Below are 22,280 nucleotides of genomic sequence, written 5' to 3' on the forward strand. Positions count from 1 at the left end.
TGATTAAATGGTTAACTTTAGGTTCTATAAAACTAACAAACAAAAAGGAATATCTTTGGTTGAGAGTATAATCTCATCAGGGTTAATTTTGTTTGTTTTGTCATCATCATTTTTGATAATAAATTCCTCGATAACCACTTCAGTAATAGCAGAAAAGAAAACACAACTAATACAGGAGTTAGATAAAAAAATAGCTATTTATGTTTTAACTGGTAAATTTAATACTAAGGCAGTCAGTAGTGATTATTTTTTTCAGAAAAGAGTTAGTAATCCTAAAATGATTAAATTTATCGCTAAAAATAAGAATTTTGATATTTGTGTTTCTAAGGAAGTTATGAAATATGTGTCAAATTCATAGGAATCGGCTGATTTCAGGCTTTACGCTAGTTGAGCTCATGGTTGGTATCACTATTTCTATCATAGTGATTACGATGGCAGTCAATATATATGTGTCTACAAAAAGGAGTTATCAAAAAGCAAAGCTTAATATTGAGCAAAATATAAAAGTTATTTCAGCGCAGAAAGTGCTTTCTGATGCTATTGTAAATGCAGGTTTATCATGTAAATATGGATCAGATCATCAACTTTATGTCAATAGAACTGGAGAAGACTCTCGTAGATTTAAGTTTTTTTACGATAATTATTCAGTTAGATTAGGAAAGTTATCGACCATAGAAAATTTGTTAAAAAACTCTTCTAAGCAAAAATTTTTGTTCCATTCTGGTACAGACTACTTGATGGTTAAAACAGAAAACTCATCTGCAGAACTTACGCAAAAACCATTAAATTTAAGTTTGTATTTAGACAAAACTCAGCAATGGCAGAATGGTGATTATCTAGCACTTTGTAATAATGACTATATAGATATTGTTAAAATATCTAGCACTAATAATGAAACAAAACAAATAAGACTTGCCTCAGCGCCAGCTAATGAATTTAACAACGGTGATTATATAGGTAAGATAAATATTCAAATTTTTTTTACAGCTGCTACAGTCGATCCTAAGAAACCAAGTGAATATAAGTATTCTTTGTATATGTTAGTTAAAAACGGTCAAGCTCATGCAACAGTATATCCCATCGTGGAAGGGGTTTCTGATCTTAAGTTAACTTATGCTGCTTCAGATAACAAGAATCTTTCTTGGAAAGAAATATATCAAGATACAAGCTTGAATGAAATAGGAGTTAAAGCACTAAAAATATCATTTAAATTGGATAATCTGTATTATGATAAAGTAGTTTTATTATGAAATATTTTCGTTTAGTGAGTTTGATAAGGGAGTCAGGATCTTCATTATTATCGGCAATGATATTCGCCTTTGTGGTGTTAGTTACAGTATCAAGCCTTGCATATATTGTTAGATACAATTTATTGAGCATAAAAAGTCTCCAGTCACAAGAAATAATATCAACGGTGGAGCAGCAATATATTCAAGAAATATCTCGCAAAGGAGCTATAGCTACAGGAAGTTCTGAATTTGGCGATTATCTCATAGAAAATGCGTTACAGCGTAATAGACAAGCTATTTTCTCTAATAGTAATACTGTGGTAAATCTATATGATTCGGAGCCGACGGCAATAAGTATGGATATGCAGCATAAGCTTTTTTATAAAAATAAGCTAATGTTAACTAAGAAAATAATCTATAAAGAGTTACCAAAACATTCGATGACTGACTATCACTCATCTTTGATACCAATTAATGTTCCGTATGTTGATGTTGCAAGAATGAGTAGTTCACAGAAATTTTATAGACTTAATACAAATCAGGAGATTAGTGACTCAGAGCGAGGCTATATAGGATACATCAAAAAAGAGTATGATTGGCTGTTGGTATCGATTAATAATAATATCCAAATTATAAATCTGAAAAATTTAGATTTGTCTGAAAATTATAATATTAAAGTTGGTTGGCAGCTTCGTAAGGGTAACTGGCACTTATTATTAGCCATATATGATAGTCAGCATTTGTATATATTCAAAACTAGGCTAAGCGATCTGACAAATAATTTTTCTAAGGCAATTTTAGATTTGTCAACGCCATGTAAAATAATTAATACACCCAAGGATATAGCAGCATTAAGTTGGTACTATCAATTAGATGAAACGCAACCTAGTTTGGTAGTTTTATCTACACGTAGAGATAGTTCAGGTAGTATGAGTATTATTGTGCAAGATGTTGAATATGACGAGTCTAATAGTAGATATACAGTTTTGATAAAAGATATAATAAATACGAATGAGGAAACTAATAATAGTAATATTTATGTACAGGCATTAGACCCAAGTAGAACTCTTTCAAAAAGCTTACTGTATCTATTCATTGGAAATAAATTAATAGTTTATGGTTTAGATAACTCTTTCAAAGCTAGTAAAAAAGAGGTTGATTTAGGTAAAGTTGTTGAGAACCCTCCTATAATTGTTAGGAAAAATCAATATAGTAATTATATTTTGGCTTATAATGGGGATCACTATTATCAGTATTTATATACTAATAATACTAAGCTCATTAGAGTTGTAAAAATAATAAGATATCCCAAAGAAAAAATCCAAAATATAATAGTTAAATACGGTCTAAAGTTTATAGTTACTAGGATGAAAGTTTATATAGAGGACTTTAATAATGAGCGTGTTGAGACAGTTGAGATATAGGTGAATAACTTGATAAAGCTAAAATATGTTGTATTAGTATCTATTTTTTTTCTGGTCTCTAATTTGGTATATGCTAGTAGTTGTCAGCTTATTGATAATCAGAGTGGCTATAAGGGATTTTTAGAGTTTAGTTGTGATGCGGAAATATCGCTTGATGATAATAAAATTGTTTTTTATCTAATTGGAAAGGGTGTTGATGTTGATTCAATAGATCTTGCAAATGCAGATGTTAAATACTCTGTTGATGATATTGCTGAAAATGTTAAAAGAGTTAGTTTAAATATCTCAAAAAAAACTTTGTTTATCGACTTTGATTATTTTGCATATAAGGATAAACCAGTAAAACTAAAAATAACTGTGAAAAAGAATAGTAACTTGAATTATGAGGTTCTTTGGGGCGGGATTGTAAAAAACTCATACAAAATTCAAAAAAGTAGTGGTAATAATCTTCAGTTTTATAGAACTGCATCAAAAGATATCTTTGCAATTAAAGATGGCTTCAAATGTACATTAAATGATGATTGTGATGGTAGGATAAAGCTTCTAAATCAAAATAATTTAGAAAATCATAAATCGTTACAAAAAGTTTTGGGTTATCTAAATTTTGGCATTATTTACCAAAAATTAGATTAATATTAAATTTAGTAAAGGATAGATGAGTGTTTTTATGATATTATATTAGTTATCTATATAGAAATGCTGATGTGATTTATATCTTGAGAAAGTACAATAAGAGCTTAAATACTAAAAAATGTAAAGGATTCACCTTTCTAGAAGTTTTAATTGCTTCATTATTGGGTGTGTTTGTTCTTATTGCTGTTTTTTATGCGGTTGGAAATATACTATCAAATGGGGTTTTAACTGAGAAAAGGGTTGAACTAGCAAATGAGTTAGAGGCTAGAGTAGACAATTATATGTTAGCGGGAAATTTTGATGATAGTCCATCAGGAGAATTGACTTTTAGTAGGGTTGATAGTGGCAGTGGTATACGTGAATTCATAGGAACAAATTCTAACTTTTCATTACAAGTTATCAAGAGAGCTTATGTGCCTATAACAGTTGCTGAGATTATTGATCGTGAGCTGGGTCCATATATGCGTCGTGCTAATGAAATATATATTGAGAAAAATGCAAGTGTGATTGATGATCCAGCGGTATTAGCGGATATAGAGGTGGCAAGGAATCAGTATTTGTCAGCTAGTACGAGTAAGTGGTCATCAAGTACAGCAGTACTATTGAATCTAGGTACCACTCAGATTGTGACGACAGTTCCATTAGCCGATGCGCCACTTGGTTCTGGAGCTTATATAACTGTAGCACCATTTACTAATGCTGATATTACTCCGGCTATTTTATGGCACTGTACGGCTTTTGGGTTTGATTCTGATTTGCTTCCTTCTTGGTGTGTTTTATAGTAGAGGATAGAGATGCTAGCATTTTTGAACAAAAGAAATAAAAAAGGCTTCACTTTAACAGAACTATTAGTTGCTACAGTGATTGCAGTGATTGCACTTTCTGCTTTGATTAATACATATATGGGAGTTAAGCAAAGCTATACAGAGTATAAAGATAAAACAACTGCAGAATCTAGTGAGTTACTGGTTAAAAATTTTTTATATGATTTTATTAAAGATGTGGGTTTTGCCTGTAATTTTGGTAGCTTAAATCAAACATATTATGATAGTACCTCCGATTCTCTTGATAATTTCTTTTATAACTCAGCAATGATTCAAGTAGGCCAGTTGCCTCTACCAGTTTCTGATCATTTATCAGAGGCTTTAGAAAATGGATGCTCTGGAGAGTGCTTTAAGAGTGGCACAGATTACATAATGATAAAGAAAGAAGAAAGTCATGCTTATCTTACACAAATAAACTCCTCTAGTTCAGAATTACATACTACTTCAGTAGAAGATATATCTGCTGGAGACTATTTGTTTCTGTGTAATAAAAATCATATTAATCTTGTCAAAGCAACGGGTATCAATAGTGGAAGTGGTATTGTTGACTTATCTCGAGCACCACAGGGTAGTGATTATTACCCTGGAGACTATGTCGGTAAATATTCTTTACAAATTTTGTATATTAGAGATACTGGAGAGAAAGATGATGACGGACAAAGTATTTATTCGTTATATGTATTTATCAAAGATAGTAATTCTAATGGGGTATCTCACGAACTTGTAAGGGGTGTTGATAACTTAACAGTTGAGTTAGCAACTATTAGTAATGGTAATATAACATGGAATAATGTTTCTACTGATATAGATGTTAGTAGTTCTAACTATTCATCAATTAAGATATCTTTTGACTTAGATGGGCAAACATTTCGTAAGATAATTAACTTATAGGTTATTAAAATGACAAAAAAAATTAAAGGCTCTGCACTATTAGCATCTTTAATATTTGCCTTCGTAATATTGGTAGTAGTATCAGCACTTGCGTATAACTACAGGATGGATTCTTTAGCGGTTAGTACTATGCTTGATCAAAAGCAAAATATAGGTGTGGATGAGGGCTATTTTGGCAGCATTATAGGAGGCTTGGATACTTCACAAGATAAAGAAGAAACAATAGATGGTTATAGATTTCAGACAACTATTGATTCTTCAGTCCTGAAATTTTTGTATGATAACAATAATGCTGACTTATATGAAGCAGAGCCATATATAATAACTTATAATTATACTCATAGATTTTTTGAGAATGAGATCAACCGATACACCAGAGAATTTATATATAATACATTACCAGTTTCTTATAATATGACTCAATACGATAGGTCAATTATTCCTCTAAATCTTCCATATGTTAACACTGAAGCTATGAGTCAGGCAGAATATGATTATAAAGTAGGAGGTCAGAATAACGCTCCTGTGGAAGGAGGATACATTGGATATCTACAAAAGCCTGTGATAGATGGTTATGATGGTACTGGATCAAAGGATGACTATATCGTTGAGCAAGGTAATGGTAATATAAAGTATATTTTATGTCATAAGCCAGAGGATGGTGGAAATAGAATAGTTGTATCTGAAAATTCTTGGGACGCTCACCATGATCATGGTGATTATAGAGGACCTTGTCTGGATAATGGTTCACGTAGTTTTACGATAAATGTATATGGTAATACTTTAACTATGACTTTCCCTGAGGTTTTGGCTTTGAGTTATTATCATTTCAGTGTAGGTTGGGGTCTTGAAAATGGTCAATGGACTCTTTATTTAGCTGTTTATGATTTAGATAGAGTCTATACTTCTTCAGCTGCTCTCAATGATATCAAGAACAATCCATCAACAGCAGAAGTATCTTTATCAAACTGGAAAGAGGTCTCTGGATTAGAAGAGTTTGATGGTGGTGATATTGTTAATGTAACATGGTACTTTGATAATGTAGAAGATGTTCCAAAGTTACTAATTCTGGAAAAATTTCTTAGAGATGGTGACTATGATATGGATGTTTATCGAACAACTTATGCTTCAGCTAGCAAAACTTATGCAGCTACGCTAACGGATAGATTTGTTACTGGATCGGCCGATTTTAATGATAAAGAGGTTTTTACAGTCGTTCCGGATAGTTTATTTACATTATTCGGTGCAGTACCATTAATCTTTCAAGGTAAGAATATCATAGACTTTAATTATGATGCTCCTTATACATTAGGTGATGGGGTAGGTTCAACTAAATCAGTTTTAACAGCTGATGTTACACAAAAACCAGTTATCCTCAAAAAGAATGCTACACAGTTTTATATAGTTTATTTCAATGGTAGTACTGTGTATAAATATCTGTATAGTTTTGGTGTGTCAGCACCATCGTTAGTATTAAGTAATAGTTTTTTTGGGCAAACGGTTCAGAAAGTTGTTGCTAAGTATGGTGCTCTTTTTATTATTACAGACAGTAATATCTATGTTGAAGATGTATCAGATTCAGCACTTATAAGTAGAGTTGCTATATCTGGAGCAAATTATCAAATTGCTAGAGATAGTAGTGGTCGAATTTATGCTATGCCAGATGGTTTTACATGTACTATCAATGGCAATTGTAATACTTCTTCTAGGGTTTATCTTGATAGTGGTTGTGGTGTATATAGTGGTGGTTGCGATGCGATGACTAAGCTTGATGATTTGTCATCGTACTTAAATATAGTTTATAAGAATTTCAGTTATTAAGATTTTTTCCAAAAATATTAAAATTTAGTTATACTGATAACTTATATTATAAGATTCGAGAGATGGACTTTTAGTTTATGATTTTTTATAACTCTTTATCTGGTAAAAAAGAAGAATTTAAGCCAATTGAGCCTAATAAAATTAAGATGTATGCATGTGGGGTTACAGTGTATGATGATTGTCACATCGGTCACGCTAGAACATACATAGCTTTTGATGTTATTAATAGATATTTCAAGTATCGTGGCTTTGATGTTACATTCGTGCGTAATATCACAGATATAGATGACAAGATTATCAAAAGAGCTAAAGAAAATGGTGAATCTACTATTGAGCTAGTTGATAGAAATATTAAAGCAATGCATGAAGTGTTTAATAAACTTAATATTCTTAAGCCATCTTTTGAACCTAAAGCAACAGAAACCATCCCAGAAATGATAGCTATGATTGAAACTCTCGTTGAGAAAGGCTTTGCTTATCAAGGTGCAAATGGAGATGTGTTTTATAGAGTGGCTGAGTTTGCTGATTATGGTAAATTAAGTAAACAAAATCTTGAAGCACTTGAGCAGGGTTCGAGAGTGGATGTTGTTGAAGAAAAAGAGAACCCAATGGATTTTGTACTTTGGAAAAAAGCAAAAGAGGGTGAGCCTGCGTGGGAGTCGCCTTGGGGCGCTGGTCGTCCGGGTTGGCATATAGAGTGTTCAGCAATGTCAAAGAAGATTTTGGGTGATACCTTTGATATTCATGCTGGTGGCTCAGACCTTAGATTTCCACATCATGAAAATGAAGTAGCTCAATCAGAAGCTTGTAATGATTGTAAATATGTAAATTATTGGCTACATTCTGGCATGGTAAAAGTTAATGCAGAGAAGATGTCAAAATCTTTGAATAATTTTTTTACTATTAAAGAAGTATTACAAGAATACCATCCTGAAGTTATAAGATATTTCTTGGCTTCTACTGTATACAGAAGTGAAATCAACTATTCAAAAGAGAATCTTGATAATGCCAAAGCGTCTGTCGAAAGGCTATTTAATGCTCTTCGAGATATTGAGCCAATTGAAGTAAATCTGCCTGATGATGCTAACGAGTATGAAGAGAAGTTTATCAAAGCTATGGATAATGACTTTAATACCCCGGAGGCTTTAGCAGTTCTATTTAGCTTGGCTAAAGAGATAAATACATTAAAAACAACAAATAAATATAAAGCTAGTGGTTATGCATTTTTACTACGCAAGCTTTGTGATGTATTGGGTATTTTATTTACTGATACAGAAGATTACTTCAAGCAGGGTGATGGTGTAGATGCTAGCGAAATTGAGAAGCTTATAGCAGAGCGTGCTCAAGCTAAAAAAGATAAAAATTATGCTAGAGCTGATGAGATTAGAAATGAGCTTCATAATCAGGGAATAATATTAGAAGATAGTGCAACTGGTACTACATGGAAGAAAGGTTAATAGATGTATTCAAGTGAAAAACAACAAGATATTATAGATAATCTACATACAATTAGAGATTATATCCGTTGGACAATCTCGGAGATGACAGCAAATAATGTTTATTTTGGTCATGGTTCTGAATCTATTTGGGATGAGGCTGTACATCTTGTACTTAGTGCAATAAATGTATCTCATGATATTGATAGCAATATGGTAGGCTCAAGATTGCTCAAAGAAGAGAAAAAAATAATTATTAATTATGTTTATCAAAGAGCTTGTCAGCGTAGACCTTTACCATATATTCTAAAAAAAGCATGGTTTGCAGGTATGGAGTTTGATATTGATGAGAGAGTTATTATTCCTCGTTCACCAATAGCTGAGCTTATACGTAATGAGTTTTCACCATGGATTAATGATATTGATGATGTTAATAATATATTGGACTTATGTACGGGTAGTGGCTGTATAGGCATCGCTTGTAGTAATGTTTTTGAAGATGCAAATATAACTTTGGTTGATATATCTGATGATGCCTTAGCTGTAGCAAATCATAATATCAAAAAGCACCAGTTAGGTGATAGGGTCAAAGCTGTTAAGTCTGATTTATTTGGTAGTCTTCAGGGCCAAAAGTTTGATTTGATTGTCTCGAATCCTCCGTATGTTGATAGAGAAGATTTAAATAGTATGCCACAAGAGTATCATTATGAACCTAAACTTGCTCTAGAAGCTGGAGATGATGGTTTAGACTTAGCAAAAAAAATAATTCTTGAAGCTGATCAGTATATGACAGAAAAGGGAGTATTGATCGTTGAGGTAGGCAATAGTCAGTATGCTCTTATGGAGATGTGTCCTGATATTCCTTTTACGTGGTTAAGCTTTGCTGATGGTGGTGATGGTGTGTTTTTACTTACTTATGATGAACTAGTTAAATATAAAGATTCATTTAAAAAATATTTCCAAAGCTAATATTTAGTCTATAATCTCTTCAGAATTCAATCTTTTAAAAATTTAGGATTAGTGAATGCCTAATGATCCTTTTAAAAAAATATCATCTGATAAAACAGTTATTCTCATAATTTGTCTTTTTGGTTTGATGTCACAATTTGCTACTGACAGCTTCACACCATCACTACCACATATTGCAGATTATTTTCATGCAGCTGCCAAAGATATTAAATTAACTGTTGGGATATACTTTTTCGGTATGACATGTTCAATGCTTGGATTTGGTTACTTATCTGACAAATATGGTCGCAAACAAGCATTATTAGCTGGATATTTGGTATTTTGTATCGCAAGTATTTTGTGTATGCTGGCTCAAAGTGAAAAGCAGTTGTTATTTTTTCGCTTTTTACAGGGTATTGGAATGGGTAGTTCTTTTGTATCTTTTCGTGCAATTATGAAAGATGTTTTAGTGATAACCAATCACTTGCAAAGGCTAGTCTTGTAATCACTAGTATAGTTTCATTAACTCCACCTCTAGCTCCGATTACTGGAGGAATTATCCAAGAGACTATTGGTTGGCGTGGTAATTTTGCTTTGCATTCAATAATGGCACTTACGATTACAGTTTTGATTATCAAGTACTTACATCTAGAGGCTATACCAAAAAGTAATTATAAGCTTCTAGAGTCATATAAGAGAATATTATCTCATAAGGTCTTTGTCCTTAATGCAATATGTAGCGGTTTGGCATTATCGCTTGTTTTTGTGTTTGCAACACTTTCACCATTTTTCTTCCAAGTAAAATTAGGATTTTCTGCTGTTGAGTTTTCATTTTTATCAGCAGCAGTAATTATACCCTCAGCAATATTTTTAATAATCTTTAAAAATAAGATTAGTAAACTAGATATGGATAAGGTAATACTTTATTGTGGATCTTTTTCTGCACTAAGTGGTATATTACTGGCTTTATCATATTTTATTTTTGGATTAGATGCTAAGGTAATTGTTGTATTATGTGCTTTAGCCTTTTGCGGGAATGTTTTTCAATATACAGCTACTTACATTTGTGCTTATAAGGATATACACACAGAGATTGGCGTAGCATCGGCAATATTCGGATTTATACAGATAGCTGTAACTACTATTTCATCATCACTTGTTTCTAGTATTAGCCTTAATAATCAATTTTTATTTGGATTATTAATGATGGTACCACCATTATTGATAGTCATACTCAAGACTATAGATATTAAAAAATGCAAGATATAAAGTTAAATTATCTCTTTTTTAACTCTCAGAGCATTAAGCTTAGTGAGTGCTTCATCTTTAGTTATATTGTACATATTGGCATGTTGTTCTAAGCTTAGGCTATTAGGTCCAAATAGTTCAATCATATCAAGCACTTTTAGTTGATGTTTAATCGCTGATATATCTACGTATAAATAATCCATATTTATTGATAGGATAGAGCACTTAGTAGCATTGATAAGTAGATATGAGTCATGATGAATTTCACAACCTAAACCATCGGCATAGCCAATATTTAAAATAGCTACAGTCGTATTTTCATTGCAGAAATATTCATTACCATAGCTTATATATTCTCCTTTTGGGATATCTCTGATAGAGATAATACAAGCTTTAAGAGATAAACTAAACTTGATTACTTTAGGCTCTTGATCATAGCCTAATACTGCTGAGCTAGAACGGATATACTCTTGTTGAAAGTCTGTATCAAAAAGAGAAACTGGTGAGTTAGAGAAAGTGTATTTAAGTTTTGTTTCTTCAGCTAACGAAAGAATTTTATCAATATATTTTTTAGATCTATCATAGCCATTATAGCCTGTTGGAATATGTGAAAATAATGTTATATTTGAAAATCCTGAACCTTTTATTGTATCAAGATGTTTTATAAAGTCGTCTCTATAAAAACCAAATCTTCCCATACCACAATCAAAATCAAGTATAACTTGTTTTGACTTATCATCTTCATACTTTATATAGTCTTTGATTAGTAATTCATTACCAAGTATAGGAATAACATTTTTAGGTATTTTAAAGTCAAAGCATTCTGCATATATACCACTTAGGAAAACTATATCTTTTGTACAGCCTAAACTCTTTAAAACATAGTACTCTTCTATGCGAGCTATGCCGTAAGCATCAACTAGATCATTGGTTACCTTATAGATGTTTTCTATACCTATGCCATAGGCATTAGCTTTGACGATAAACATTATTTTTGAGTGAGGGTTTTTATTACGTAGATACTCAATATTTGACTTTACTAATTTGCTATTTATTTCTACTATAGGACTTAAATTCATAAAAGATCAATGTTGATGAAAAATAATCTATCTCTATTAATGTTAACAGGTTTGATAATTATATCAGTAGATTCTGTGAGAAATTTGCCTTCTTTAGCTGTATTTGGCGAGTATTTACCATTATTTTTTATAATTGGTGTTGTATTTTTTCTTATACCTGTAGCATTTATTTCGGCTGAACTTAGTGCAAGTTTTGCCGATCAGCATCAAAATGGAATCTTCCAATGGTGCTCTAAAGGTATCAGTGATAATGCTGGTATGTTTGCAATTTGGGCACAATGGAGTAGTAATGTAATCTGGTTTCCTGCTAGCTTGCTATTTATGTCATCAACTATATGCTCGGTGTTTGGTTTTGCCAGTCCTCCAGCTATCGCTAGTATTATGGTAACTTTGTATTTGTTAATAATGGCTATTAATCATTTTGGTGTCAAAGAATCTGCCATAGTATCGTTTATATGTATGATTCTTGGAGTAGTAATTCCTGTTTTAGTACTTTTTATATTTCTTGGTTTTTGGTTGGTAAAAGGGTATCCTCTGGAGCTTAAAGTATCACAGATATCATTTAACCTATCAGCACTGAAAGACATATCTGCATTAACAGTGGTTATTATTTCTTTTTTGGGAATAGAGTTATGTTCAGTATATGTTCCGATGCTAAAAGATCCTCAGAAAACATTTACTAGAGCAATTTTTTTAGCTGTAATATTTATTGTATTAATGATGTTTTTGGGAGCTTTGACTATAGCTTTTCTAATTCCAGCTGGTTCTATAAGTTTATATAATGGTCTTTTTGAGACTTTTAAGATTGGTTTTGAAAGGCTAGGATTACCAGCAGCAATGCCTTTGATTAGTATTGGTTTGGTTTTAGGAGCATTTGGCTCGGCTATCAGTTGGGCTTTAAGTCCTGCTGTGAGTTTGTGCCAAGCTGCTGAAAGAGGCTATTTACCAAAGAGATTTTCTACAAATAATAATTATGGTGTTCCTAGTAATATTTTGTACATACAAGGGTTAATTGTTATTGGATTATCATTGACGATAACTATGGTGGATAATATGAACTCTTTTTATTGGGTGCTAATATCACTTAATACAGAAGTATATTTGACTATGTATATCTTGATGTTTTTAGCAGCTTTACGACTTAGAAGAACATCAAAAAAGACTATAATACACAATGAGCTAGTTTTTTATAGTTTATGTATTATGGGTATTTTAGGTATCTTAGTTGCCATGATAGCAGGATTTGTTATGCCGAAAAATTTGGTAAGTATAGATTCATTAACTTATGCAGGATTATATTTATGCGGATTTTTATTTGTTTGCTCATTATTTATGCTTTTTGTCTATTGGCGTAACAAACATTTGAGAGATCCGTTATAGATTATTTACGAGTGTTTTTTGCAATTTCTTTGAGACTATCGTTAATCTTAAAAAGCACCATAAGTATTTCACAAAAAATTTTAGCGAAAATTGCACCAAAAATAATCTCTAGAATACCGGATAAAATATAACCCGAAAATATAGCTGCTAAACCGCTTAAGCACACTCCAATAATACTAAGCCAAAAAATAAAAACAATAATCGTTGGTGTAATAAAATTCTCAAAGCTTATAAATTTTTTTAGAAAATTAGTAACAGGGTTATTATTTGACTGTGTAGATTGATTCATTTTTATCTCCTAGTTTTTTTGTTTAAAATTAAAATCTTATAATTTTTGAAATTTCCTTATTTAGCTCTGGTAGGAACATATATTTTAATAATGAGCGTAAAAAGTTTAGTTTTCTATAGTCTTTAGAATATATATTAAGATTGTCATACATCTTTGAAATACAAGCTTTTATCGAACTAGGAGTATAATTCATCAGTTTTGCTATTTGGCTATATTCTAGGTTGTGTTCAATTAGATATTTAAGAATACGATATTCTTTAGATGTGAATTTCAATGTTTCAAAATAATATTTAAACTCAATTATTGGAGCATCATTGAGCGTGTAAATTCTACATTTGGTTAAATCATTATTTTCTAGAATCTTAATTCTGACCAGAACATAGTTTTTACCATCTTCATCATAAAATGGAATCTTCTCTGTCAGAATTGTTATTGGTTCAATACTTGTTTGATTTGCTAGAGATTCAGTCGAAAGATAATATGATTTTGAATCAATTGATATCTTCTCTCCTATAGCATAGTCATAGACATCATCTTTCCACAGATCTATATCTTGATCTGATAGACCTTGTAGCTCTTTCAAATTGGCCACTCCTGTGCACTCTAAGAACATGCGATTACAAGTTATTACTTGTCCTTTAGCATTCTTTATAGCGTAACCAAAAGAGCTGTTTTTATTATCATTAACTACATCTATAGCTGTTTTAAGGCTAATTAGCTTATCTACTAACATTTTTTAGCTATTCAAAATATTAATTTGACCTAGAGTTTAGCTAAAATGTTCGCTTATAACAAGCTAGGTAAGATGAGGATTTTAGTTAGATAATTGAGATATTTTAATCTTCAACAATATTATCTTTATTAGCTGTTTCTTTACAATATGCAACATAACGCTTATCAGTAACTATAATATAGAATATAGCCCCCACAATAGCATTAACTATATAGTTCTCAATAGGAGCTGTGGCACATATAAATATTATAAAAGGAAGTACTAGTATCATTAGAGTTTTGATACCGACACGTTTATATTCAAAAAAGCAGAATATAATAACCAGTACAGCGAGAATTACACCAAGATAAATATTTGACAGGATATCAACAGTATTTAATAGAAGAGTTAAAAGTACAAATACAACTAGGCCGAATATTCTTAGTTTAGGAGCAATAGCGCCCATACTAACAGGAGCCGCCATATAACCTATAATATTGAAACCCGTGACAAATAACATCAAAGCAGCCCAGTTATCAGCAAACATTAAGAATACTGCACATAAAATAAAGTTAGCAATCAGTGATCTTCTCGAAATATTAACTTTTTGATTTATTTTCGCAAAAAATCTTGGCATTTGACCTTCAGCAGACATTGCATATAACATTCTAGAAGAAGCACCAAGATAACTATAGCCAGTTGCAGAAGGGCTAACAATACTATCAATGATTAGTAGTACTGCAATATATCCTAGTCCTATCATTGTCGCAACCTGTAGTAAAGGAGACTCAAAATCTAGTCCTGCCCAACCACCTTTTTCTATAAGGTAGCTATGAGGTACAGCCTCCATAAAGGCATATTGTAAAGCAATATAGAGTATTAAAACTATTGTTAGTGATAATATTATTGCAATAGGAACATTTCTAGAAGGATTTTTGATTTCACTACTGTAGGCAACAACTATTTGGAAGCCATTAAATGTATATACAAGTCCACCAGCGACAATTGCAGTAAGAGCATTGTAGGCTGTGAAATTATTATTAGGTATTTCTGGAGATAGTAAGCTATGATGTTCGCCACTATGTGTAAATGCGTAGATGATAAATATAAAAACTATAATTGCAGGTACTGTCATCTTAAATATGGTTATACCATTGTTAACACTTGATAACAGTTTTACACCGTAGAAGTTGATAATCAGATAAAGAAAAAGAATAAATAATGATAATATCATTCCATAAGTAGAGATTACTCCGCCGTCCATCAACCAGCTAAAACTTTTTAGCCCGGCCAAATATTGGGTAGTTGCTTGAGCCTCTGTAGAAATCATAACTACAACACCAAACCAGTTAGCAAATGAAAAAGGCATAGCAAAAAGGCTATTATGAGAGAGGGCGCTTGATCTTGTAGTAGCACCCCTTACTGGAAATACAGAAACAACTTTAGCTAGACATAGGCCAACCATCATAATCATAATTGATGCTAGCACCCAAGCCAAGAAAGCCCAGTTTCCTGCTGCTTTTGCTGTAAGTTGGGCACTAAATAACCATCCAGAGCCAACCATTGATGTCACACCTATAAGTACTGCACTCATTAGTGACATTTTCTTCGAATTAATCGTCCCCATTATAAGTTTTCCTATTTTTAAAAAATACACAGGTAATTTAGAATATACACTTTAATTGAGCTATTTAGCAATAGAGTTATTTGGTAAACTAAAAAATTAGAAGGTAAAATTTTTACTGATACCTGTATAAAACCCTCCTGAGTTGTTTTGACCTTGGATATCAACTTGATATGGAGAAGAGTTTGTTTTAATAGGTTGATATTGTTGATTATAGAGTGGACCATAGTTACTAACATAGGGGCTTAGATTTTTATCATACTTGAAGTCTGGTTGTTCTGTAGACCCTGTATAAGGGTAGGTTGATGGGATTGCAGTTGCTAGATTTATGCTAAGTAAGTATGAAAAGAATAAGAGTAGTTTATATTTGGGTGTCATCTAGCACTATCTTTAAATTGAGTAAAATAGTAAATTTAATGGAGAAAAGTGTAATGTCTCTCTAAAGGGATTATCAACTTTCTTAATATATTTTTTTACCATTTTATAATGGATATTGTTGATTTTCTCTAATGGCTTAAGCTTTTTGCTCAGGCTTATCTTTTTGTAATGTTGCAACCATTGATTAGCTATATTTCTAAAATCATCTTTAGTCATGGTTGGTGCAATCTTATTATCAAAAGAAATTTGATTATAAAAATGTTTAGGCATACAGAAAATATGTCTTATTATTTCATTATTAATATTAACTTGTCTAATCAAAGATTCATCAATTGCTGCAAAATCATTTAGATATGTAGCTTTCAAAGTTTCTATACCCAAAAAATTATTAGATATGTGTTGATTAAAATCTCTCTCTGTAGCGCTACTACTATCTATAGATGTACCTATATCATCTACTAAATGTTTGTATAAGGTTTTAGCATCAAAAACTTCAGCTAATCTTTTTAGTTGAGGAGACGAAATATTTTTATCATTATTTAAGGTATTTACCTCTTTTAGCCACCAATTCATTTTTTCATTGGCAATCTCTATATTATTATATAGCTCTGTGCATGAAATAATTTGAGACTTTATCTGATCTAGTAAATAAAGTATTTCTTGTTTATCAGTATCCAATTTACGATATGCAAAGTACATCACAGACCCATATGGAGGCAGTTTCTCATTAGGATAGTTAAAATAGTTATACTGCATATTTATACCTTTTTGAATGCGACAATATAATTAACATCAGTACCTTTACCAAGTTTAAAACTATCAGTTATAGGATTGTAGTGTACGCCGATTATTTCTAGAGCACTAAAACCATATTTTTCAGCTGTTTTTATAAGCTCATAAGGTTTAATAAATTTAGCGTATTGGTGTGTTCCCTGAGGTACCATTTTTAAGATGTGTTCAGCAGCAACTATAGATAATAGATAAGATTTAATATTTCTATTTAGTGTTGATGCAAAAAATAGTCCATCTTTTTTGATAAGCTTTGAAATAGAGGCAATAATGCTTTCAGGATCTGGGACATGTTCTAACATTTCCATACAAGTTATAACATCAAATTGAGTATCATTATTGGTAATAAAATCTTCAATAGTGGAACTTATATATTCTATTTCAAGATTATTCAGTTTTGCATGCTCTTTAGCCACATTAATAGCTTGTGAGGAAGCATCTAATCCATAAACATTATTTGTCTGATTCTTCAAAGATTCAGTTAGAATTCCTCCGCCACAACCAACATCAATTATTTTTTCACTACTTAGATTAGTAAATTTTTTTATAAACTCTAATCTTAGGGGATTCACCTGGTGTAGAGTTTTTAGTTCACCTTTTGGATTCCACCAATCACTAGCTAAACGAGAAAATTTATCAACTTCATTATTGTCAATATTACTCATAGTTAATATTCTTTTATTATGTATATATTTTTTAAATAATACCAAAGATATAATATCTAAGAAAATTTTTATTAGAGTTTTTGGTGTTAATTTACTATAATAGGCTCTGTATATTTTTGCCAACCTGAAATAAGAGACTAATTTTAATGAAATTTAATGTTAAAAATATTTTAATGCTATCTGTTATTGGAGTAACTTTAGGTAGTTGTTCTAGTATGAAAGCAACTAAAGATAATAGAGATCCTTTTGAGAGCTATAACAGATCTATGTATGCTTTTAATGACAAAGCTTACGATACTCTGACTCCAGCAGCAAATGCGTATGATACTGTTGTTCCAGATTCATTCAAGAGTGGTATATTCAATATATTCCAAAACTTAGCAGAGCCAGCAAGAATCGTGAATGATTTATTCCAAGGTGAAATAGATTATGCAGGTGATGATAGTGTGAGATTTTTGACAAATACTACTTTAGGTTTAGCTGGTTATTTTGATGTTGCTGATAGCTGGTTTGATAAGCCAATGAGATATCATCAAAGCTTCGCTGTTACTTTACATAAATGGGGTGTGTATGATGATAATGAGGCATCTCCTTATGTTGTATGGCCTTTGATTGGACCAGGTACTTTAGAGGATGTTACAACAGGTGTAGATGCGTTATTTAATCCATTGACGTATATATTCTTCTTCGCGCCTGTAGCGCCAGCTATTTCTTGGGGTGTGAGTGTTGGTACTACCGGTACATATTATGTGAATCAGGGTGTATCATACTTGCCTTCTTACTCGAATTTGAAAGAGGTATCAGTAGATCCATATATAGCAATGAGAAATGCTTATCTACAAAGTTATGACTATGGTATAGCTAAAGTGCTTAAGCAAGATCTACGTAAAGACGATGCGGCACTTCAGACAGATATGGCTGTATTGGGTGTACTAGGAATGGATAGTGAGAATGTAGAAGGTAAGATTGCTAGCACAGGGTCTGCTGCGACTAAGTCTTCAGAGCCACCAGTTATATTCAAAAGTAATATTGGTACAGTTAATAAAGCTACTCAAGTTCAAGAGGCCTTCGATCAAAGTTACTCAACTGATAGTAGTGCTCTTGATTTGGCTAATGTTGATAAAGATGACACTATCGAAACAGAGTCTGAAAAGCTTCAAACTAAAATTAATGATGCTAAGGCAGATCTGCCAGGCGATGCAGATTCACCAGCTTCGACTATACAAACTCTTGCAGAGCAAGGTTAATTCTTCACAGTCATAGAGATTTTTCTGCTAATGTCATAAGTTTATCTCTATTCTCGCCTTTTAACTGCAGAGACATACATCTAACTGATCCTCCAAGCTTAGAAATTTCAGCGCAGTTAATAGGGATTATATTTTTGGTAGTAATCTTCTCCATCTGGCTTATAGCTACCATGTCGGTGTCAATATCATACTGTGGAAGATATATGTTATTATTAGTGACTAGCATATTTACATATAGCCCAAACGCTGATCCAAAATTTTTGTCGTAAGTAGTAGATTCACAATGTGAAGTAACTATCTCTGAGATATTAACATTAGGTAAAGCATTAGATATATCAGATTTTAGTTTGGTTGTGTATCTCCTATCTTGATAAGTATTAATTATAGCGTTATCTTTATTGATAAAACTTACTATTCCATCAGAATGTTGTAAGCCATATGGCTCATCAGGTTCTATAAATGCAACTCTATCAAAACCAAGAGCTAAGAGTTTCTTCGTTGCTTGTGAAATATTTAATTTATTATCAACAAGAAATTTCTTACTAAGAATGGCATCACCATAATAGTTATCAACTAGATTTCCGCCATCATTTAGTAGATCGGTTTTGATAAAGGAAAGTTTAGATTTGTTTGCTAATTTAAGAAATTGATATTGAGTATTGTCAGCAAGCTTTTGTGCATTTCTCGATACTCCCTGTCCAGCAGCAGTGTATCTAAACATGATAGGTTTATGAGGGTTTGTTATCGTAAAGTCTCGCATCCATATATCATGCATTGGGAAATCTAATACTCGATTTTTACCTAATGACTCGCTATATGTAGACATATTAGACTTATTAGTAAGTATAATAACATCATCTTTACTAGCTAAAATCTTCTTGGCATATTCTATCTGAAAGTTAATTAGTTGTTTTTTAAATTTTTTATAATAATTTGAAATTGGTGCTGCTAAAACGATAAGTTCATTGCTCTCTTTATAATGGTCTGTCATTAATCTTTTAGTATAGTAAGATTATTAGGATTTAAGTATAGAGGAATATTGGCTTTGACTTAAGTTTTTAAGAGCGGGTGTAATAAATAATTACTTAGCTTCATCTGTAGCAATAGTTTTCATTGCAATGGCATGAAGCTCGCCAGAAAGAATATATTCATTTATTTTAGAATAAACTAACTGCTGTCTTTTAACTTTACTTTTCATATCGTTAAAATCATCAGCAATTATAGTCGCTGAGAAATGTACATTGTCATCGCTCTGAATGTCAGCGTTACAGTTTATTAGTGAGTTTTCTAAAATGTCTTTAAGTTGTTCTTTTGTCATATTTTCTCCCAATTTTACTAAATTAAGTACTCTTCTAGTATAGTATCTGCGCCGTGAACTTTAGCTAGAGAAAATGTTTTCTGATCAATGTTTTCTAGCTTTAGTTGTATACTATTTCTTTTGGCATATTTTATATATTCAATTATGAGTGATAAACCCGAACTATCAATTTTTGTACATGGTGAAAAATCGATAATCCATATAATGTCTAGCTTAGTTAGATCTTTTTTGTATGTCTTATAGAGTTGTGAAACTGTTTTTAGAGTCAATTCTGATTCTATAATCCATTTATTATTATTTATTGCTATCATTCTATACTTTGAAGATTATAGTTCTTGTCCAAAAGTTTTGGATATGTCTTTTCTTTAATTTTTTGAGTAACTTTTTTAGCGGCTTCTGTCATTTCTGGAACAGTTTTATAGGCTGCAAATTGTTGTTGGTATGTTCTTAGAATACTTACACCTGCAACATCAAAGTCATATATATGCCATTGATTATCTTTTTGGAACATTTTCACTGCAAAGTCAGAGCTTTGATTGTTATCAATGTTAGTAATTTTACCATTTACTACAACTATTGGTTTTTTCTCCCAACTATTGTCATCCTTGTTGAACGGGAATAGTGTTAACTTGTATTTGCCTGCGTATGCCACATTTTTGGCATACATAAATGCTAACATCTCTGTTGCTGAACGTATAAATTGTTTTTGTTCCTCTGGAGTTGCTTGTTTCCATTTTGGTGTGCCAACTACAAGCTGAGCAATTACTTTGGGTGCAACTATTGGAATAATTTCTGCATCGACAAGACGTAACAATTTATAAGGGTCTTGCTTGTACTCTTCTGCATTCTTGATTAGCTTATCTTGAGTTTTTACTATAGTTCTGTTGAGCATATCAACTGGGTTCTCTATAGCCCAAGCACTTGATATAGTTAACACCATAATCATAAATAAAATTGAAATTTTACGTAGCATAGTCAGTTTTCCTAGATTTAATTTACCAGCATAGATTTTAATACAAAAATAATATATTTTAAAGTAGCAAATCTTATCACTTGCCTTTATCGTCATCCTTTCCTGCTACAAAGGTGTTTATTAATGATCCTAGATCTAAAGCAGATTGCGTGTTTTCAAGCTCTATTACACTGCCTTGATGTAAGTACTTATCTTGCTCAGAGTTACTTTCAGTATCACCAATACCTGCTATAGACATTATATCTTCACTAGGTGGAGTTAGTGCAACATAGTTATCTCCTAAAATGCCTGACATTGCTACTGCAGCAGAGTAGTTGGCAGGAATTTTCTTATCGCTATTTATTGTGATAGTGACTGCAGCCATAAAGCCGTTATAAGTTTTTTCTAATGAAATTTTTGTAACTCTACCTACTTCTACACCAGCAATTTTTACAGAGGCATTTGTGCGTAGGGATCCTACATTTTTGAAATCTGCTTCAATTGTGTATTCGTTTGATCCAAATGATTTAAAAGATGTTCCACTTACCTTAAATGTTAAAAATACAAGGCATAAAACACCTATGATAATAAAAATTCCTACAGAGGTTTCAAAATGTTTGTTCCTCATTAAATTCCTCCAAACATAATCGATGTTAAAATTAGATCTGCACCTAAGACACTCATACAGCAGTATACAACAGTTTTTGTAGTAGCTTTAGCAATACCATTTGAGTCAGCGATACAGTAGTAGCCTTGGTATAGCGCTATCCATGCAGTTATAAATGCAAAAACAAGGCTCTTAATAATACCGTTTGTAATATCTGAAATTGTGACAGATGATTGGATATTGCTCCAGAATTCCCCATAACTGATTCCTAATCCAGCCTCTGCAAGTACGAACCCAGCAAGTATTGCAACAGTTGCAAAGATAAGTGCTAAGATTGGTCCGCTAATTACACATGCCCAGAATCTTGTGGATAGTATAAAACTAATAGGATTAACATTCATAACTTTTAAGCTATTGATTTGATCTGTTGCTTTCATCAATCCAATTTCAGATGTGATCGAGCTACAAGCTCGTCCAGCAAATAACATTGCTGTGACTACAGGGCCAAGTTCTCTTAGAACACTTAAAGCAACCATTACACCTAGTAATGAGTGAGCTCCAAATTTTGATAGTGTATAATAGCCTTGTAGACTTAATACTAGTCCTATAAAAATTCCAGATGTAACTATAATAATAATAGAATTTACACCAACAGCTTTTATCTGTGTTATGCAATCTCTTATGTTTAGTTTACTGAAAATTATTCTTAATATAAGATCAACAGATCTTAATAAGTTATACGATAGAGAGATTGTAAGTTTATATATATTACTAAACGCTAACATG

24 protein-coding genes and 1 pseudogene are annotated in these 22,280 nt (G+C 31.9%); 12 read left to right on the forward strand and 13 right to left on the reverse strand.

All coding sequences use genetic code 11. From position 1 onward, the window contains the following. The first annotated feature begins 7 nt into the window (after positions 1 to 7). The 10 genes and pseudogenes from F3D57_RS01465 (at position 8) to F3D57_RS01510 (ending at position 10,475) form a co-directional block, all read left to right on the forward strand. Complete coding sequence (locus F3D57_RS01465) at positions 8 to 358, forward strand: type II secretion system protein (RefSeq protein WP_013922107.1); 351 nt, start codon at positions 8 to 10, stop codon at positions 356 to 358. After that, a complete protein-coding gene (locus F3D57_RS01470) occupies positions 342 to 1,250 on the forward strand; it encodes a PilW family protein (protein WP_150464935.1) in 909 nt (302 codons plus the stop codon). Before F3D57_RS01465 ends, F3D57_RS01470 begins: the two co-directional genes overlap by 17 nt. After that, positions 1,247 to 2,653 (forward strand): hypothetical protein, encoded by a 1,407-nt coding sequence (locus tag F3D57_RS01475; protein ID WP_191092327.1) that lies wholly within the window; start codon positions 1,247 to 1,249, stop codon positions 2,651 to 2,653. Before F3D57_RS01470 ends, F3D57_RS01475 begins: the two co-directional genes overlap by 4 nt. Further along, positions 2,654 to 3,286, forward strand: a complete 633-nt coding sequence (locus F3D57_RS01480) for a hypothetical protein (RefSeq protein ID WP_224728135.1) — start codon at positions 2,654 to 2,656, stop codon at positions 3,284 to 3,286. An 83-nt stretch (positions 3,287 to 3,369) separates the two neighbouring features. Then, positions 3,370 to 4,068, forward strand: coding sequence for a type II secretion system protein (locus tag F3D57_RS01485; RefSeq protein ID WP_150464936.1), 699 nt, complete (start codon positions 3,370 to 3,372; stop codon positions 4,066 to 4,068). 12 nt (positions 4,069 to 4,080) lie between these two features. Next, positions 4,081 to 5,001 (forward strand): PilW family protein, encoded by a 921-nt coding sequence (locus F3D57_RS01490; RefSeq protein ID WP_150464937.1) that lies wholly within the window; start codon positions 4,081 to 4,083, stop codon positions 4,999 to 5,001. 9 nt (positions 5,002 to 5,010) lie between these two features. Then, the gene (locus F3D57_RS01495; protein WP_150464938.1) at positions 5,011 to 6,822 is read left to right on the forward strand and encodes a hypothetical protein; all 1,812 of its coding nucleotides are present in this window, start codon (positions 5,011 to 5,013) and stop codon (positions 6,820 to 6,822) included. 77 nt (positions 6,823 to 6,899) lie between these two features. Continuing rightward, positions 6,900 to 8,279: a cysteine--tRNA ligase gene (gene cysS / locus F3D57_RS01500; RefSeq protein WP_150464939.1), complete on the forward strand. Its 1,380-nt coding sequence runs from the start codon at positions 6,900 to 6,902 to the stop codon at positions 8,277 to 8,279. A gap of 3 nt (positions 8,280 to 8,282) precedes the next feature. Beyond that, the gene (prmB, locus tag F3D57_RS01505; protein WP_150464940.1) at positions 8,283 to 9,227 is read left to right on the forward strand and encodes a 50S ribosomal protein L3 N(5)-glutamine methyltransferase; all 945 of its coding nucleotides are present in this window, start codon (positions 8,283 to 8,285) and stop codon (positions 9,225 to 9,227) included. A gap of 55 nt (positions 9,228 to 9,282) precedes the next feature. Next, positions 9,283 to 10,475, forward strand: a pseudogene (locus tag F3D57_RS01510) (MFS transporter). Between the two features lie 2 nt (positions 10,476 to 10,477). Here the strand turns inward: F3D57_RS01510 and alr are convergent. Then, positions 10,478 to 11,533: an alanine racemase gene (alr, locus tag F3D57_RS01515; protein ID WP_150464941.1), complete on the reverse strand. Its 1,056-nt coding sequence runs from the start codon at positions 11,531 to 11,533 to the stop codon at positions 10,478 to 10,480. A 15-nt stretch (positions 11,534 to 11,548) separates the two neighbouring features. On the opposite strand from alr, the gene F3D57_RS01520 reads away from it, so the two are divergent. Next, positions 11,549 to 12,913, forward strand: coding sequence for an APC family permease (locus F3D57_RS01520; protein WP_150464942.1), 1,365 nt, complete (start codon positions 11,549 to 11,551; stop codon positions 12,911 to 12,913). Between the two features lies 1 nt (position 12,914). Here F3D57_RS01520 and F3D57_RS01525 read toward each other — a convergent pair whose 3' ends face one another. The 6 genes from F3D57_RS01525 to ubiG all read right to left on the reverse strand — a co-directional run bounded on the left by F3D57_RS01525 (position 12,915) and on the right by ubiG (position 17,370). Next, positions 12,915 to 13,202, reverse strand: a complete 288-nt coding sequence (locus F3D57_RS01525) for a DUF4282 domain-containing protein (protein WP_150464943.1) — start codon at positions 13,200 to 13,202, stop codon at positions 12,915 to 12,917. 28 nt (positions 13,203 to 13,230) lie between these two features. Beyond that, positions 13,231 to 13,935 carry a hypothetical protein gene (locus F3D57_RS01530; protein ID WP_150464944.1) on the reverse strand — a complete coding sequence of 235 codons (705 nt, stop codon included), beginning with the start codon at positions 13,933 to 13,935 and terminating at the stop codon, positions 13,231 to 13,233. A 103-nt stretch (positions 13,936 to 14,038) separates the two neighbouring features. Then, a complete protein-coding gene (locus F3D57_RS01535) occupies positions 14,039 to 15,541 on the reverse strand; it encodes an APC family permease (RefSeq protein WP_041263586.1) in 1,503 nt (500 codons plus the stop codon). 96 nt (positions 15,542 to 15,637) lie between these two features. Next, positions 15,638 to 15,916, reverse strand: a complete 279-nt coding sequence (locus tag F3D57_RS01540) for a hypothetical protein (RefSeq protein WP_150464945.1) — start codon at positions 15,914 to 15,916, stop codon at positions 15,638 to 15,640. A 12-nt stretch (positions 15,917 to 15,928) separates the two neighbouring features. Next, positions 15,929 to 16,672: a hypothetical protein gene (locus F3D57_RS01545; RefSeq protein ID WP_150464946.1), complete on the reverse strand. Its 744-nt coding sequence runs from the start codon at positions 16,670 to 16,672 to the stop codon at positions 15,929 to 15,931. A gap of 2 nt (positions 16,673 to 16,674) precedes the next feature. Then, the gene (ubiG, locus tag F3D57_RS01550; protein WP_150464947.1) at positions 16,675 to 17,370 is read right to left on the reverse strand and encodes a bifunctional 2-polyprenyl-6-hydroxyphenol methylase/3-demethylubiquinol 3-O-methyltransferase UbiG; all 696 of its coding nucleotides are present in this window, start codon (positions 17,368 to 17,370) and stop codon (positions 16,675 to 16,677) included. Between the two features lie 146 nt (positions 17,371 to 17,516). Here ubiG and F3D57_RS01555 point away from each other — a divergent pair, with 146 nt between their 5' ends. Beyond that, positions 17,517 to 18,617, forward strand: a complete 1,101-nt coding sequence (locus F3D57_RS01555; RefSeq protein ID WP_013922125.1) for a VacJ family lipoprotein — start codon at positions 17,517 to 17,519, stop codon at positions 18,615 to 18,617. 10 nt (positions 18,618 to 18,627) lie between these two features. On the opposite strand, the gene F3D57_RS01560 is transcribed toward F3D57_RS01555, so the two are convergent. The 6 genes from F3D57_RS01560 to F3D57_RS01585 all read right to left on the reverse strand — a co-directional run bounded on the left by F3D57_RS01560 (position 18,628) and on the right by F3D57_RS01585 (position 22,279). Next, on the reverse strand, positions 18,628 to 19,608 hold the full coding sequence (locus F3D57_RS01560; RefSeq protein WP_150464948.1) for an agmatine deiminase family protein: 981 nt from the start codon (positions 19,606 to 19,608) through the stop codon (positions 18,628 to 18,630). 90 nt (positions 19,609 to 19,698) lie between these two features. Next, entirely contained in the window at positions 19,699 to 19,935 is a 237-nt protein-coding gene (locus tag F3D57_RS01565; RefSeq protein WP_150464949.1) for a BolA/IbaG family iron-sulfur metabolism protein, read from the reverse strand. 17 nt (positions 19,936 to 19,952) lie between these two features. Next, positions 19,953 to 20,246 carry a lipid asymmetry maintenance protein MlaB gene (locus tag F3D57_RS01570; RefSeq protein WP_146421785.1) on the reverse strand — a complete coding sequence of 98 codons (294 nt, stop codon included), beginning with the start codon at positions 20,244 to 20,246 and terminating at the stop codon, positions 19,953 to 19,955. After that, the gene (locus F3D57_RS01575) at positions 20,243 to 20,908 is read right to left on the reverse strand and encodes a phospholipid-binding protein MlaC (RefSeq protein ID WP_013922129.1); all 666 of its coding nucleotides are present in this window, start codon (positions 20,906 to 20,908) and stop codon (positions 20,243 to 20,245) included. Before F3D57_RS01575 ends, F3D57_RS01570 begins: the two co-directional genes overlap by 4 nt. A gap of 76 nt (positions 20,909 to 20,984) precedes the next feature. After that, positions 20,985 to 21,515 carry an outer membrane lipid asymmetry maintenance protein MlaD gene (gene mlaD / locus F3D57_RS01580; protein ID WP_150463588.1) on the reverse strand — a complete coding sequence of 177 codons (531 nt, stop codon included), beginning with the start codon at positions 21,513 to 21,515 and terminating at the stop codon, positions 20,985 to 20,987. Further along, positions 21,515 to 22,279: an MlaE family lipid ABC transporter permease subunit gene (locus F3D57_RS01585; RefSeq protein WP_013922131.1), complete on the reverse strand. Its 765-nt coding sequence runs from the start codon at positions 22,277 to 22,279 to the stop codon at positions 21,515 to 21,517. The genes mlaD and F3D57_RS01585 overlap by 1 nt, the downstream gene beginning before the upstream one ends. Position 22,280: the final 1 nt, after the last annotated feature.

Source organism: Francisella sp. SYW-2, from assembly GCF_008711475.1.
Classification (GTDB): Bacteria; Pseudomonadota; Gammaproteobacteria; order Francisellales; family Francisellaceae; genus Francisella; species Francisella salimarina.